The 14,920-nt window shown below is 40.3% G+C and carries 11 protein-coding genes; all 11 read right to left on the reverse strand.

Annotated features, from left to right (window positions below; translation table 11 throughout):
* Positions 1–517: 517 nt before the first annotated feature.
* The 11 genes from HHO50_RS00870 to HHO50_RS00920 all read right to left on the reverse strand — a co-directional run bounded on the left by HHO50_RS00870 (position 518) and on the right by HHO50_RS00920 (position 14,307).
* Positions 518–1,372 carry a glycosyltransferase family 2 protein gene (locus tag HHO50_RS00870; RefSeq protein WP_181304123.1) on the reverse strand — a complete coding sequence of 285 codons (855 nt, stop codon included), beginning with the start codon at positions 1,370–1,372 and terminating at the stop codon, positions 518–520.
* A 110-nt stretch (positions 1,373–1,482) separates the two neighbouring features.
* Positions 1,483–2,148: a DapH/DapD/GlmU-related protein gene (locus tag HHO50_RS00875; RefSeq protein ID WP_255478543.1), complete on the reverse strand. Its 666-nt coding sequence runs from the start codon at positions 2,146–2,148 to the stop codon at positions 1,483–1,485.
* Between the two features lie 60 nt (positions 2,149–2,208).
* Positions 2,209–3,396, reverse strand: coding sequence for a glycosyltransferase family 2 protein (locus tag HHO50_RS00880; RefSeq protein ID WP_181304124.1), 1,188 nt, complete (start codon positions 3,394–3,396; stop codon positions 2,209–2,211).
* 135 nt (positions 3,397–3,531) lie between these two features.
* Entirely contained in the window at positions 3,532–4,611 is a 1,080-nt protein-coding gene (locus tag HHO50_RS00885) for a glycosyltransferase family 2 protein (protein ID WP_181304125.1), read from the reverse strand.
* Between the two features lie 254 nt (positions 4,612–4,865).
* Positions 4,866–5,816, reverse strand: coding sequence for a glycosyltransferase family 2 protein (locus tag HHO50_RS00890; protein WP_181304126.1), 951 nt, complete (start codon positions 5,814–5,816; stop codon positions 4,866–4,868).
* Positions 5,809–7,251 (reverse strand): O-antigen ligase, encoded by a 1,443-nt coding sequence (locus HHO50_RS00895; protein WP_181304127.1) that lies wholly within the window; start codon positions 7,249–7,251, stop codon positions 5,809–5,811. The genes HHO50_RS00890 and HHO50_RS00895 overlap by 8 nt, the downstream gene beginning before the upstream one ends.
* Before the next feature lie 132 nt (positions 7,252–7,383).
* On the reverse strand, positions 7,384–9,585 hold the full coding sequence (locus tag HHO50_RS00900; RefSeq protein ID WP_181304128.1) for a Wzz/FepE/Etk N-terminal domain-containing protein: 2,202 nt from the start codon (positions 9,583–9,585) through the stop codon (positions 7,384–7,386).
* Entirely contained in the window at positions 9,582–10,325 is a 744-nt protein-coding gene (locus HHO50_RS00905) for a TolC family protein (protein ID WP_181304129.1), read from the reverse strand. Before HHO50_RS00905 ends, HHO50_RS00900 begins: the two co-directional genes overlap by 4 nt.
* Positions 10,326–10,336: 11 nt before the next feature.
* A complete protein-coding gene (locus HHO50_RS00910; protein WP_219921412.1) occupies positions 10,337–11,500 on the reverse strand; it encodes a sugar transferase in 1,164 nt (387 codons plus the stop codon).
* Positions 11,501–11,512: 12 nt separating this feature from the next.
* Positions 11,513–11,893 (reverse strand): response regulator transcription factor, encoded by a 381-nt coding sequence (locus HHO50_RS00915; RefSeq protein ID WP_181304130.1) that lies wholly within the window; start codon positions 11,891–11,893, stop codon positions 11,513–11,515.
* Positions 11,894–12,426: 533 nt separating this feature from the next.
* The gene (locus tag HHO50_RS00920) at positions 12,427–14,307 is read right to left on the reverse strand and encodes a PAS domain-containing sensor histidine kinase (RefSeq protein ID WP_181304131.1); all 1,881 of its coding nucleotides are present in this window, start codon (positions 14,305–14,307) and stop codon (positions 12,427–12,429) included.
* Positions 14,308–14,920: the final 613 nt, after the last annotated feature.

Here is a 14,920-nt window from a genome sequence, read left to right on the forward strand (position 1 = left end):
AGGAACCCAGCAGCCGCTCAAGGGAGCCGCTGCGGTTGTAGTGCGTGACCAGCAACGTGACATCTGGAAAATAATAGGGGGCGCTCGCCATATTTAAAAGTTCAGTGGGGATACTACTTGTATAGAACCTGTTTAGAGTTTCTCATTAACTGGCCTTTATAGCAATTCCTCTGGTGCAAGCCTCCGCTGGTGCCGTCATTTTTAAGCTATTTTCATGAAAATAGGCCAAAAACAAGGGAGTTATTTGTACACTGTCGCAAGCGTCCGCTGGTACCGTCGTTTTTAGGCTACTTTTATGAAAACAGGCATAAAACACTAAACAGCTTCATAGTTACAAAGGATTTCTGCTTGTACAAAATGCCAGACACCTTTACCTCCCCAAACTTCAGGCTATAGAATTTGTAAGTTGATTGATCTTGTGAGTTAATTACCTTGCCGTTAGCACCACCCCAAAGACACCTCGTTTTGTCATGAGATTAGCCTGTTTCTAGTCTCTTTTTTCAAAAACACAACCAAACTACTCCATCATACTCATATCTTTTGGCATTTTTGAATTGAAATTGCCCTTAAAACGCTTTGCTTCAATTAAGATCCTTTCTTTCAAAACTTGAGAAAATGAGCCGCTACGTTTCAAAGTTCTTGGTTCAGTCCAGGCTCTGGCTTTATTGGAGCGAACTTGTTTGATTTTACCATATTTCATCAAACCCAGGCAAAGCATGCCATCATCTCCCCTCCATTTTGAAGGAACAAATCCCACCTTCATACCATGTTCTTTAACAAAGCCCATGCTTAACCCAAAGGAATTATAATATGGCCGTTTGATGTGCCTTATCTCAGCAAACATGTCCTTCATAATCTCAAGTAAAGTTAACTTCCATCTAGGGAATCCTTCTTCACTTATAAATGAATACCTGCCATACACACAAACTACATTGGGCTGTCTAAGGACATCCATCATTTCATCTACCCAGCAAGAGGGATAATAACAATCTGCATCTGCTAATAGAATGTATTTACCAGCGGCGTGTTCCATGCCCAGTTGACGCGCAAATCCACACCCCTGCTTAGGTTGGAACAACCGTTTTATGTGCAAGTTGTCCATTGTATCCTGGGTTCTATCCTGAGAATTGTTGTTAATGACAATTATTTCAAATGGAATCTGCGTTTTCATTTTTGACAGACTCGCTATAGTTCTGAGCAAATTAACTTCCTCATTCCAAGCGGTCATCACAATGCTCACCAAAGGCTCCTTACTTAGCACCTTATCTAAGTCACTATTTATCTTGTCAAATACATGAGAAGGTATCTGGTCAAAGTTGTCATATTCAAACTTTAACTCATCTATCCACTCTGGATTTTTTAATTGTCTCATAACAAGCTCTTTAGCGTTGAAATTAGGCCATTGCCCGGCACTTTAATTAAATAATATTGAAATGCAAAAGTCGGTATTTTCTTCGGTTATCATCTAAAGAGCTAACCTTTCTAAACACCAATCTCTTTTCCTTTAAGTATGCCCTGGTTTTTATCAATCTTCTGGACTTTCTCCCATACAGCAAGGGCTGGGTTATACTCTTTCAATAAACGGGCTGGATTGCCCCCTACTATGGAGAAAGGCGGAACATCTTTGGTGACCACACTGCCTGCTGCCACTACTGAATGTTTTCCTATTCGTACGCCAGCCGTAATTACAGCATTGGCTCCAATCCAGCAATCATCTTCGATAACAATTTCAGCGGTGGTACAAGGCTGGTCTTTTATAGGCATGTGTACGTTTTCATACCCATGATTTAACCCTGAAATAACTACATGTTGGGCAATTATAACATGATTGCCTATAGTGACCGGGCCAATTACTACATCAAACAGACCTACAAATGTATCATCGCCTATGTGCACATGCCCCATCCCGTTATTCACTACGGCATAGTCTTCAATCACAGAGCCGCTACCAACCTTGAAAGAATTGAAAGGCAGAACATCTAACCGCGATTTGCCCCGAAATACTGCATTGGCTCCTTTTTTGTGATAAAAAGGATTCATAAACTGCTGCACCCACCAGCGTGGTCTAGCCTGGTTCTTAGGCATCAACAGATAAAGAGCCAATGCCTTTAGCCGGGGATCTCCCTTTATTTTTTGTATGTAGCTCAATTCGTTACTTCTTTAACAATTCTGAATGACCTCTTCGCGATACACAATAAATGCTTAACCCTATTGGCTAATACTTGTAGAAGGAATCACTGCCCTGTCAGCCTTCTCCCAGGCAGCTGGTTGAGCATTTCTTACAAACCTGAAGAATCCTGCAAAAACCGCCACATTCATCATGCTGAAATATAGGGGAAGTAATAGAACTTTAATTTTCTTGCCTTTTACCTCTGCTTGCCAACCCAACCAGGAGGCTAGATAGAAAAGCACTTGTGAAACAAAAAGAAAAGTATAGATGCCACTTTTGTCCCAAGCAAGCAGCAAGCTTATTGGTAGCATAAGGGCAAGCATCAGCGGAGCTAAACTCCAGCGGAGCACTCGGTGTGATACGTAAAGGAACGTAACCAGAGGTTGGTTGAACGGATTTAGCAAAGCGCCTAACCGCACCATTGACTGCCACCCTCCTGCGCAAATTCTTACTTTGCGTTTCATTTCTTCAGCTATGGAGGTAGAAGGAGTCTCTGACGCATAAGCACTTGGTTCATATACCACCTTAAACCCTTTTTCCACTATTCTCAATGATTGGACAAAGTCATCTAGGATAGTATCTTTTTCAAGAGGTTGGAACAAGTCTGTTCTAAAGGAGACTAACTCACCAGCAGCTCCCATCAGGCTATAGATATCTGAATCGCATTTCTTTAGAAAGGACTCATATTTCCAATACATGCCCTCTCCGGCCCCAGGTGAAGAATCAAGGGAGAGTACCTTCTTTTCTCCTGATACCGCCCCAACACTCTGGTCTTGGTAATGCTTCACCATTTCCCTAACCGCTTCCTTGTTTAAAAAAGAATTACAGTCTGTGAAAATTACGTACGGAGTCTTTACAAATTGCATGGCTCTATTTTCTGCCATTGCTTTCCCTCCCCTAACAGGAGAGTGTAAGTGCAGGATTTGAGGATAGTTCGCCAATACTTCGGCAGCATTGTCTGTGGAACCATCGGTAATAAAGACAATTTGAAGCTTTGCAGCCGGGTAATCCAAAGACAAACAATTTTCAATCTTACTTTCCAGAATGGGGGCTTCATTGTAGGCTGGCACCACAAGGGTAACTTCAGGCTCATACACTCTTAATACCTTGGGCTCTGTTAAGGCTACTTTAAGTTTAGCCAAAAACCACGCCACTACAGCGTATCCAAAGTAAGTATAGAATACAATAGCTAAAGCAACCCAAAAGGTAATCTCAAGAACTTCCATTATACGTATTACTTAAGCTAACTAATTTTGATTCTTCTTGCTGGTATTCAGCCCACTTATGAAACCTATCACTAAGAAAACCAAGGCTGGGAAAGTAAAAATCTCGAAAGGCATATCATTAAAAATTTTGTAATGTCAAATATTCACTTCGGTAGACACAGCTTTCACCTTATGCGGAGTTGAAAGGAAAGATGTTTTAGCTTTCTTGAGTTGAAACAATGCTTTTACCATACAGAACAGGGCGTAAGGAAGCTGGAACATAGCTTGCCATAGCCTCTTGCTCTTATAAAAACGTGCTGGCAAAGCAATAAACAAAGCGGCACTAAGCATGAATAACTGCACTGCCCAAAAGAGTGGAGACGGGCCTACCGGCAGAATGAAGGAAGACAGGAAAAAAACGCCTAGAATACCTATCAAAAGCACCCTGGGAACTAAGAATGCTTGCACAACTTTGTTAAAGAATTCAAAGTTACCGTGTCTTATCAGTTGGATCACACCTTCTGCGGCATACTTTTTAAGGAACTCTACCTGGGCAGCAATCCACCTTGTTCTCTGTTGAGTAAAGACTTTGGCATTTTCTATTTTCTCGTCATAAACAAACACCTTATCCAGGTAGCATATCTTTTCCTGATCTTTCACAATTCTGAAATCCAGCTCTTTGTCTTCACCAACTGTTTCCCCTATTCCAATCAAGAGTTCTTTCAGGTATGTAAACCCAAAAGCCATACCAGAACCAATCAAGGCAGAAGACATACCAATTGCATAATGCCCTTTCCTATAGATGTGGTTGTTTATTTCTTCATTGCATGCATCTAGGAAGGCGAATGAAGAATCCATGTTCTTGGCTGTCCTATGCGCCTGAACTACTCTGTAGCCTGCTCCAAAGGCTTTATTAACCTCCTGCATGAAATCAGACCCCATGATATTATCAACATCCAAAATGGCAGCAATATCATACGTTTTATCTGGTATTTGATCAAGTGCAGCAGAAAGTGCTTTTCCCTTCGTACTTTTCTCAAAAGCTACTTCTATAACTTTTACACCTGTACTTTTCAGTTTTACAATAGTCTCAGGTTGTAAGCCATCTGCTATAACAAACACATCAAATTCTCCAGCATAGTTGTGGTTTAAGGCAGCCTGACTTGTCTCTATCACCACTTCATTTTCACGATATGCTGGTATCAGAATACAGAAACGGCGGCTCTTCTTTACCATTACCTGTAAAGGCTTGATTTTCCTGTGGCCAGCTAATGAGAAGAAAAGCAAATAGCAACAATTAAACAAAAGGTAAATCCCTATGCTATAAAGTATGCTATTCCCGAGTAATTCAATTAGAAACATAACTGTATTCAACTCCTTACTTAAACAAATATTTGTTAACAACTGCACCCATACCTCTACTTATTCAGAATTTAGTAGTGAAAGATGTTTCTGAAAGGCTTTTTGACACTTTTGATACTATTTTGTGGCTAGATTGGTAGAACTAACTCTTCAGGTTTGTTCCTATTGCTGGAAGTGAACTGGTTCGCCTTGTGAATGTCATAGTGAGTTAAGTTCCACCATAAGCCTCGTCCAATAGCCTTTAGGTGTTTTCCTTCTAATTGGATGCTAAACTCCAGCAACTTCTTAGGAACTGCGGCCAATAGAAAAATTAGAATGCTTGTCCATAACGGCCAACCGGTGATGTTTCTTCTTATGAAAAGCAATCTGTTCCTGTTCATATAGTAAGTTTTTAAAACCGATGACTTACCTACAGACACAGATTCTTTATGATAGACGGTAGACTCGCCTACATACTGGCAAGTATACCCGGCCCTTTTGATCATCTCGCACCAGTCTAGTTCTTCATAATACAGGAAGTACAGCTCTGGCATTAAGCCCACCTTTTTGATCACTTCCATTGGCACCATCATGGCAGCACCATCTGCCAGTACAGTAGGAACCGTGATGTTATATTGCCCATTGTCGCTCTCTAATTGACCAATGGTGACACTCCTACCTGTCCATGAATTAATGCCTTTAGAGCCCGCATATTGAATCAACCCATCAGTGTCATAATAAATGATTTTAGGCGATGCTATCCCAACTTTACTATCCTGCTGAAAAAGGCTTACTAAGGGTTCTAAAAAGTTGGGCTCTACCTCAGTATCATTATTTAGAAAGAGAAGCAATTCGCCAGAAGCATTAGCTATTCCCAGATTGTTCCCACCGGCAAAGCCTAAGTTGACAGAAGATCTTATAAGCTTCACTTCTGGGTACAGATCCTTTATCAAAGTAGGGTCATCTGTAGGCGAAGCATTGTCTACTACTATAATCTCAATGTTAGGGTAACTAACCTTCCGGAGCGAAGACACCATGTCACAGGTCACTGCCGCCTGGTTATAATTCACCGAGATAATGGAAACAAGTGGGCTATGCATTGGTATTTGATAATTGTGCTTCTCTATCTAGCTTAGGCCCCAAGAAAATAAAGGCAAAGGAAACAAATAGAATCATAGAAGACGGAAACATATTCATAATCTCGTTTCCATAACTGCTTATGATAATTCCTGTGAAGCCTGCAGTAAGAGCAGTCAATTTAAATCGTAAACCTCTGTCTTTGGTATTCCATACAATCCCACAGCTTTTCCCTATTATGTACATCATCATACTTATCCAAATCACGAAGCCTACAATGCCATACTCCGCCCAGACCTTTACCCAATAACTATCTGGTGGAATAGAAGCAAGGTAAGTGCCAGAGTTGTACTTTACACCGGAATACCCCATGGCACCTACCCCACCTCCAAAAGGGCGTGACTGTAAGTAATCCTGAAGCTTCATTTGGTTACTTAACCTGATATTGAAGGAGGCATCGTTTGCGTTAAGGGCAGAACGCATCCTTCTTATTTCAAAGTGGCTTTCACCTATGAAAGTAAACTTCAGGAAGCAAAACCCTACCACAGCAATTACAAGGGCTATTCCTATTACTTTAAGGTTCTTATTGATTAACAAAACTACTCCTAAGCCAACAAATAGCGTAAAAATAGCACCTCTAGTTCCTGAAATAGATTCACCATACAAGAAAGCAAGTGCGGCTAAACCACACAAAATTCTCTTCCACTTTTTAAAAGGCCCCAACGCTAACGTAAATGCAATTACAAACATCTGAGCCTGAGAAGCACCAAACTGGCTTGCATCTGAGTAGAATGAAAAAACACGTAACTCTCCCCAAATTAGGTGGGTCAAATACCCATAAGTATCTAACCATTCAGATTCACCTGGAAACAATCCAAGGGTAATCTGTTTAATCCCGTTAGCCGTAGCCAACAGAGACATACAAATAAGAAGAATTAAAAATGTATTTAAGTCTTTTTTTGTATTGAAAATAACCATGCAAAGGGGCACAGTTAAAATCCAAAGCAGATGGTAGCGTACCTCAACCATCCAGCCCAGCAAACTAGAACCAGCTGGGTTAAATAATTCGAGAACATTTATCAGCATCCAGATTGCTCCAAGAACGCAGATTTCATTCCTAAGATATGACCAATCGTACTGCTTAGTAGTATGGAAAATAGCAGCCAACCAGGTAAGCACAAGTAAACCTTCAATAACATATAAGTATTGAAAGTGTCCAATTTCTCTGGTAAATAAGATATAAATAAAGCAGTAGATAATGAAAGAGACAATACCTACTCTGGGCTCTCTGAAAATGGCATAAATAAAGGGTAAGGTAAGTAAAGCGGCTAGTAATAACCCTGGCAGCAGAAAACCAACCTGAGCTGTCAACCAGCCAATACCAATAGCAGCAATAACTACAAATGGTATTAAAAAGTATGATGTTCTTTTGTTTGAAGATGTTGCAATCTGCTCCATGGAGATATATTCCTTTGTGCTATATAGTAAGTAACCGACTTTGCTTTATTAGTCTCTTTCCACCACAGATTAACAACTTTATTGTTTCTGCGGTGGAAAGAGACTATATAAAAGTGTTTGGGGAGAAAGCTCTTATGCTTTTTCTAGAGCGGGGTAACTTTTAGGAGATGGAAGCACTTTCTGTTCCTGAAGAAAGCTATTAGGTCGTACTATTACCATTTCCTTTGCATCATCCTGATTTACTGAGCTAAGAACAGTTTCAATAGGCGCATTGGTAGCTTTTTGAATGCTCTCAAACATAGTTTTATCTGCCTGTTGCCAAACACGGTCTGCTTTTACCGTCAATAAAACCAGATCTAGGTGTTTAAATAAAGATACGGGATAGGTATCTTCTAGTACTGCCGGAAACTCTACCAGAACTACGGCATTGTTCAGGTAATCAAATCCAGCTAAGTCACTTATGGAGGCATCTGTTAACACACCCTGAAGTGGAGCATAGAAATTGGTGTGGGCGTCAGGACTGATCATCCCCTTATGACTTTCAGGATATAAGACCTGGGTTTCGATACCCATTGAAATCAGGTTACTAGCCAAAGCATTGCAAAGCTCGGTTTTGCCTTCACCTGACATGCTACTTAATACCCCCACTACAAAAGGCCCTGAATTTGTTTTCTGCCCCATCTTAAGAATAAGCTGGCGGGCAAGATGGTCTTCGGCTCTTTGGGCAAGTTGTAAGTGCTTAGAGTTTGACGTATCTGTGGCAGGCAAAATCCCAAAAACAGGATACTGCATTTTTCTGGCTGCAACAGAGGGCTTCCGTAATGATTGGTCTAGTAAAGCGTTGGCCAATAAGGCTCCTAAGGTTAAGAGAAACACACTAAATGAACCGAACAGGACAAGAAGTAAACGTGTAAAGATGGCTGGGCTACTTGGCTGGAAAGGCGGATCAACCACCTTAAGTTGTGAGGTAAGCTCAATATTCTGCTGGTTTAACTTACTTTCTTTTAATCCGTCTAATTGGGCCAAGTACTCCTTCTCCGCTAGATCTACCTCTCTGATCAATCTCTTATTCTCTCCGCCCAAAGGCAAAAGTTTGGTATACTCTTGCGCATACTCTCCTTTTTGCTTGTTCACCAAACTCAATTTGCTTCTTAATTCCTCAACTAAGAAGGTAGCCCTAACCCAATCCGTTAGCACAGATCCCATTGGCATTCCTTCATTAGAACGGGTGTTGGCATAATGCTTATCAACTGAGTTCAACATCTTTTCAGAAAGCTCATCGGCCTCATTCCTTAAAGCCGTCAGTCTGTTGGATTGAGCGCTACTGGTATTGCCTCTATTCAATAATTCAAGTTCAGCAATTTGCGTCTGGACATTTGAAAGCCTGTTTTTAAGCCTCAGCACTTCTTGGCTATACAAGTTTGGCACCCCTCTGGATTTCATGCTTTGCTCAAGGGAACGCAAAGTGGCCAGTGCTCCTGCGTATTCAGTCTCCAGATCATTGTACTTACCAAGTAAAGTATTCTTCTCAGAGGCAGTATTCTCCACTTGGGAGTTGTAATCAATAATTCCGTTTGCTTTTTGGAAAGCAAGCAAATTCGCTTCTGCTACTTTTAGCTTTTGTAATGAGTTATTAGAAGCAGTAGTAAAATAATCAACCACAGACTCAGATTGAGCAGTATGCAGATTCTTTTGCTTATCTATAAAAAGTTGGGTTAGAATCTCTAGTGCATTCTTACACAAAGCCGGATCAGTAGAGGTAAAAGAAATTTGCAAGAGGTCACTATCACTAATCCGTTTAGCTTCAATCGCTGATTTAGTATCTTCAGAAGCTGACATTGCACCAGAATAATCAAATTCATCTGAATGAAGAATGTCCCGGATCACGTTTTTCTTACTTACATTATAGTAACTAGACAAGTTCTGAGCTGTCTCTTTAACAGTTGCACCTACTAATTTACTTTTGAGTGAGGCGGGTACGGCTTCCTGCAACTTTTCATAAGAGTTCTCTTTTACTACATTGGGGTCATGGGCTTTTAGCATCAGGTGAGAAGCTAAAAGATGAAAACCCAATTGTTTTCTGATATCCCTGGAGTCTATGATAGAGATTAAGTTAGCAAAAGCATTAACAGCTGCTTTGTGTTGGTTATTATTTGCCGAAACGCTGTTAAGATCATACCCTGTTGCTATGCCGGTATAAATAGTGGTATAGGATGTATACTCATCATCATTATCTTTGACAAAGAAATAGATAGATGCCGCAGTAACTGAAGTCACTGCAACGAGCAAAAACCAGTTACGGCGTATAATTTTAAAAATTTCTGTTAGTTTCATTTGCTTTTTATTAAGTCTATTAATCTCGTTCCAATTGCCTCTTCCATCATCATAAGCGTGGTCTCGTAGTTTACCTTAGCTGATTGCAAGGCCACTGCCGTGCTGGTATATGCCTGTTGCACACTTGACATAGCATCAATCAGAATATCTCCACTTTTAAATTGTTTCTCAGCAAGTTTATTTGTTACCACTGCCGATTGGTACGCTTGCTGCTGAAGTTCTAACTGTGATTTTGCCAGCACAATATTTTGGTAGAGGGTAATCACTTGTTGCCTTATTTGTTTCTCGGCAACCTTTCTACTTCCCTCAACCTGTGCGATAGCCAAATCCTGTTTCTTAATGAGATTATGTCTGCTAAGAAGTTGCCCTAAAGGCAATGCTACTGTAAAACCCATCGTATACCTTGCCCGCAAAGGAGAGTCAAAAGCATTGAAAGAATTGACTGCCTCGCCAGCGAATCCAAAGTTCTCCCATGTACCATATTGGTAGGCTGAGTTCAAAGCAAAGTTGCTATAGAAGCTTTTGCGAACAATTTTTCGTTCTTCCTGGGCCATTAGCTTGGCTGCATCCATATTCTCCAACTCTGCGGCATTAGCAATGGCCGCATCAATTAAGATAGGGAGTGCATATTCAGAATGGAAAAGCTTTATTTCCCAGCTGGCTCCCTGAGGGGGGGTGGTTTGGGCAAAGGCCATCAGACCATTTAAGACTAGGAAAATTGCAAGTGAAAGTTTTTTCATATACGGCATTATTAAACATTTTCTTTTTGAAACATTGCAGGAACAGTTTTTAGAAGGATATACAGGTCTTTCCTGAAAGAGAACTTCTGGGCATATTCAATATCCAAGGCCTTCCGCTCAGACTCTGACATATTTCCTTTGCCACGCTTACTTACCTGCCACAAACCGGTGATGCCGGCTGGCGCAATAAATCGGGCGGCGTATTCGTCAGTAGTTATTTTTTCAGCTTCGTAAATGGGCAATGGTCTATTACCTACAATAGACATGTCCCCTCTGAGCACATTATACAATTGCGGTAATTCATCAATGCTGGTATTTCTAAGAAACATTCCTAAACGGGTAATTCTTGGATCATTCGCAATCTTTATAAAGGCAGCACCGGCCTTATTCTTCTTTGATTCTATATAGTGTTGCTCACAAATCAGTTTTCCGCGCTCGTCTATCAATTGGTTTGCACATCCTGAACCGCTTTCTAAGCAGGCAGAACAAAGCGTATATCCTTCTTCTTCCTTGCTTTCACCAACCGGAACCTGGTACTGATTGAATACCTTGATGGAGTCAAGCAGTTGATCTGCATCTTGGCGCATAGATCTAAATTTCCAGAACTTAAATATCTTGAAGCCAGTCCCTACTCTGTAAGAATAGTAAAAAGCAGGGCCTTTAGATTCAAGTTTAATGAGAAGCGTTATCACTAACAGAATGGGAGAGAGACAGATCAAGGCTGTTGAAGCCACCACTATATCAAATACTCTTTTGCCCAGTGGATATTTGTAAGCGAAAACACTATTACTTTTCGGGTCAATGTCCATTTTTTTGGCTTTAGCCAAATAGTTTATTCTTGTGATTAATTTTTCCTTGTCTGGATTTTGGTAAAAAATATCAGAGACCCCTGCAGACATTAACATTCTTTGCAAGGTGGGCGGAACCGGACTATTTGCTAACCAGATCATTGGAATAGTCAACCCCCATTTATCCTTTACGGCTCTTAGTAAATTAACCCCTAAAGGGGAGCCTGGCATTGCCGCATTTATGATAATATCATAGTGCGCTCCATTTTCCAGTGATTGTAAAAAGAGTTTAGGGTTATCAAAATGCGTTATCTCTATGTTCTGGCCAAACTCAGCCTCAAACTTAATAGCTTCCTGACAGTCCGGTGAAAGATAAATAACCCGCATGTTCTTAATACCTTAAGAAATCTTTACCCTTTTCAGAACATTCTTAATTCTTATCTCTAATTCTTCGGGATTGAAAGGCTTTATCATATAGTCATCTGCACCGCTCTTGAGACAAAGAATCTTATTTTTTGACTCTTCTTTACCAGACAACATTACCAATGGGATATCTCTAAATAGCGTGCTTGCCCTTAATTGTCTAATAAAATCTAACCCATTCATGTAGGGCATTTCAAAGTCAGCAACTATAGCATCTACATGGTAACCTTCTTCTAACCAAGCCATAGCTTCTTTCCCATTCGATTTTACCACCACCTGATAAGCTTTGGAGAAGTAATGTTCCAGTATCAATCCTATGGTAGGTTCATCGTCTACAATTAGTATACACTGTTTCATTTTTATCATTTTTAGATAGACTATGAAATTACCATGCCAATCTCAATAATATCTTAAATAATAGCATTTGAGTGAAATATCTAAAACTTAGCGCCAACCATATTCCCATTATGGGAAGCACTACTCCATTCTGGGAGCAGTTTGATTAGATAGAACTTTACATGAATATTAGGTAAACAGTATATCCAAAGACCTGCAGCCGTTTTAAGAAGAAATGGAGAGTATAGAGCAATGCATGACAGGTATAATGTTTGTGTTTTATTTTATATCTGGATAAAAAGAAGTAATTTATTTTAAATTGATAAAATAACCTAAGCCTCAAATATAGAAGCTGTTTAGAGTTTTATGCCTGTTTTCATAAAAACAGCCTAAAAACGGCGGTATAAACAGATGCTTTTGCCACTGCCAGATAAACCTCCTGTTTTTGGCCTGTCTTCATAAAAATAGCCTAAAAACGATGACATAAATGGGCACTTGCACCAGAGAAATTACTTTAAATGTTGGTTAATGAAAAACTCTAAACAGGTTCATTCTTACTTAATAGTTTCTAATTCCTTAGAGAAAACATCAATTACTTTTTGGGTTGTATCTTTTACAATTACTATTAATTTGGTTAACTCAGAAAGGTTTGTTCTCGTGTTTGAAAGCTCTTCCACTTTTTTCATTGCTTCGGCAGCTTTAACAACTTTGATGTTGCCATAGGTTGATTTCAGGCTATGGGCAATGAGTGCGACCGTTTCCCATTCCTGCCGATGAACAGCATGGGACAACTTTGAAATCTGACCTGGCACTATGTCTATAAATAACTTCTGCATTTTCCTGATAAACACAGCGTCATCTGCCATGTTTCCTAGTCCCGAGAAATCAAACAATGGAGGCTCCTGTTCTATCTCCTTATTCCGTATTTGCTGCTGCTCTCTTGCATAATGCCCGGTATTCTTGGAAATACAAAGGTATAGATCAAAAGCATGGTACGGCTTTCTCAAATAATCAGTAAAGCCTACTTCTCTGTACTTTTCAATATCCGTATCATTGGTGCTAGACGTAAATGCCACAATGGGGGTAAACTGATTCAGACTACCGGATTTACGAATCAATGCGACTGTCTCAAAGGCATTAACCCCAGGATTTTCTGTATCTACCAATATTAGATCATAGCTTACGTGTGCTGCCAGCTTAACTCCTTCTTCCCCGCTCTTAGCTATGGCCACGGAGGTGTTCCAGTGTTGGATTTGGCGTTTGATTAGTTCCTGGCTGCTTTCACTGGCATCAACTAAGAGTAGATTTAACGTATCTGATTGCTCAGAATGGAGCACCTTATCATACTGTGGGCTTTTATTTTGCTCAGCAAGTAGATTCTGCATAATAGGAAAAGGAAGGATAAACTCAATACTTTTTCCTTGGCCGTCTGATTCCTCAAGCCACACTTTACCACCCTGTAAGTCAATAAGTTTTTTGCAGGTATACACCCCTAAATCAATGCCATTCCTTTTGTATTTGTTGTGCGCCTGCTGCGTATTCTCTGAGTTGAATAACTTTGATAAGACCTCGGCATTCTGATCAAGACCTATGTTATGAATTGAAAACTGCAGGTACAACGTATCTTCTAGTTTCTCTTTCTGAAAAACCGATAATTGCACCTCTTTGGTCTTTGTATACCTTATGGCACATTTGATAATCTTAACCAGGACTAAATCTAAGTAAACAGGATTAACTTCTACAAGAGGCAGTTTTACCAATGGTTCTGTAAACTTAATATTTACCCCCTGTTCTGCGGCTTTAGAAGTTAAGGATTGAATAATCCTTCCCATGAAAGGGACAACATCCACAACTTCGGAAGTTGAATCCAGGACTCCTGCTTCAACTCTGGCATACTCAAGAACATCTTTGGGGACATCTAAAAGGTAATCAGAAATGGACAGAACCGAATTCAAATAACGTTTTTGATCTTTGCTTATGAAAGTCTGCTTGAGAAGCCTAACCAAGCTAATGATGGCATTGACTGGAGCCTCTAATTCACTGCTTACATCTGCAAGGAATTTCTCTTTGGCCGCAAAGGAGTCTTCGGCCACCTGGATGGTTTCCTTAAGATTTGTAATTTCTGAAGAGGTAGAGAACAGACAACGCTCCCCATTTTGCTGAACAATCGGCTTTTTTACGGTGAGGTACCAGGCGCCGCTCCCGTCTGCGAGTTTATAGAATTCCTCTATTTCGCTTATCTCATCTGAGCAAAGCACTTCCAGATCTCTATCACAGGAGAAATCAAAATCTAATGCTCCTTTTTCAAGCAGTTGTGCCAGGCTACATCCATTCAATAAAGCATAAGCGGTGTTAGCCCATATGATTCTCCCTTGTGAATCTTTTATATAGGTTGGGTTGGGGCTCTCCTCGAAAATCTGATCAATAAACTGCATACTATTCAAACAACTATTTCCTCCTGGCCCTCTGTAAACACTTACTCTTATAATGAACCTGCTTAGAGTTTTTGAGATGCCCATTTCTGGGAAACTCTCCCCGCGCAAGCGTCCGCTCACACCAGCGTTTTCAGGCTACTTTCAGAAAAACAGCCCGGAAACCGAAAGCATCTGCTAACCTATACACAAGCAGGCGCTTGCGCCAGATCTAAAACGGAAAACTCTAAAATACCTCAAGTTTTACTTTATCATTGAAATGAAAGCAGATGGTATAATTTGATTCAATTCTAGCACAAATGGCATTCGTTATAAAGGTATTTTCAGGCTACTTTCTCAAAAACAGCTTAAAAACACACAAGCAAGTTTGCAAAGTAGTGCCTTTGGCTTAGGAGAATGCCACTTAGAGCTAGTTTAAATTTCATCTTTGCGCTGCAAACGGCCATAGAAAGAACCTGCGTTCGCCTTTTCCTCGCACCGTAGCGCTGCTACGCTGCTCAAAAAACGCTTTAGCAGAACCTTTCTCTAGCCATTTTCGCTGGCAAACCTCAAATTTAAACAAGCTCTTGAAAGAAGTTATATATCACGTACCTTAAAGCCTTATTACCAGCGAGCC

Source organism: Rufibacter sp. XAAS-G3-1 (genome assembly GCF_013623775.1).
Taxonomy (GTDB): Bacteria; Bacteroidota; Bacteroidia; order Cytophagales; family Hymenobacteraceae; genus Nibribacter.

Coding starts and splice junctions, on each gene's coding strand:
- HHO50_RS00870 (WP_181304123.1), bottom strand. CDS start 1,372: ATGAGACAATTAAAAAATCCAGAGTGGATAGATGAGTTAAAGTTTGAA.
- HHO50_RS00880 (WP_181304124.1), bottom strand. CDS start 3,396: ATGGAAGTTCTTGAGATTACCTTTTGGGTTGCTTTAGCTATTGTATTC.
- HHO50_RS00885 (WP_181304125.1), bottom strand. CDS start 4,611: ATGGTAAAGAAGAGCCGCCGTTTCTGTATTCTGATACCAGCATATCGT.
- HHO50_RS00890 (WP_181304126.1), bottom strand. CDS start 5,816: ATGCATAGCCCACTTGTTTCCATTATCTCGGTGAATTATAACCAGGCG.
- HHO50_RS00895 (WP_181304127.1), bottom strand. CDS start 7,251: ATGGAGCAGATTGCAACATCTTCAAACAAAAGAACATCATACTTTTTA.
- HHO50_RS00900 (WP_181304128.1), bottom strand. CDS start 9,585: ATGAAACTAACAGAAATTTTTAAAATTATACGCCGTAACTGGTTTTTG.
- HHO50_RS00905 (WP_181304129.1), bottom strand. CDS start 10,325: ATGAAAAAACTTTCACTTGCAATTTTCCTAGTCTTAAATGGTCTGATG.
- HHO50_RS00910 (WP_219921412.1), bottom strand. CDS start 11,500: ATGCGGGTTATTTATCTTTCACCGGACTGTCAGGAAGCTATTAAGTTT.
- HHO50_RS00915 (WP_181304130.1), bottom strand. CDS start 11,893: ATGAAACAGTGTATACTAATTGTAGACGATGAACCTACCATAGGATTG.
- HHO50_RS00920 (WP_181304131.1), bottom strand. CDS start 14,307: ATGCAGTTTATTGATCAGATTTTCGAGGAGAGCCCCAACCCAACCTAT.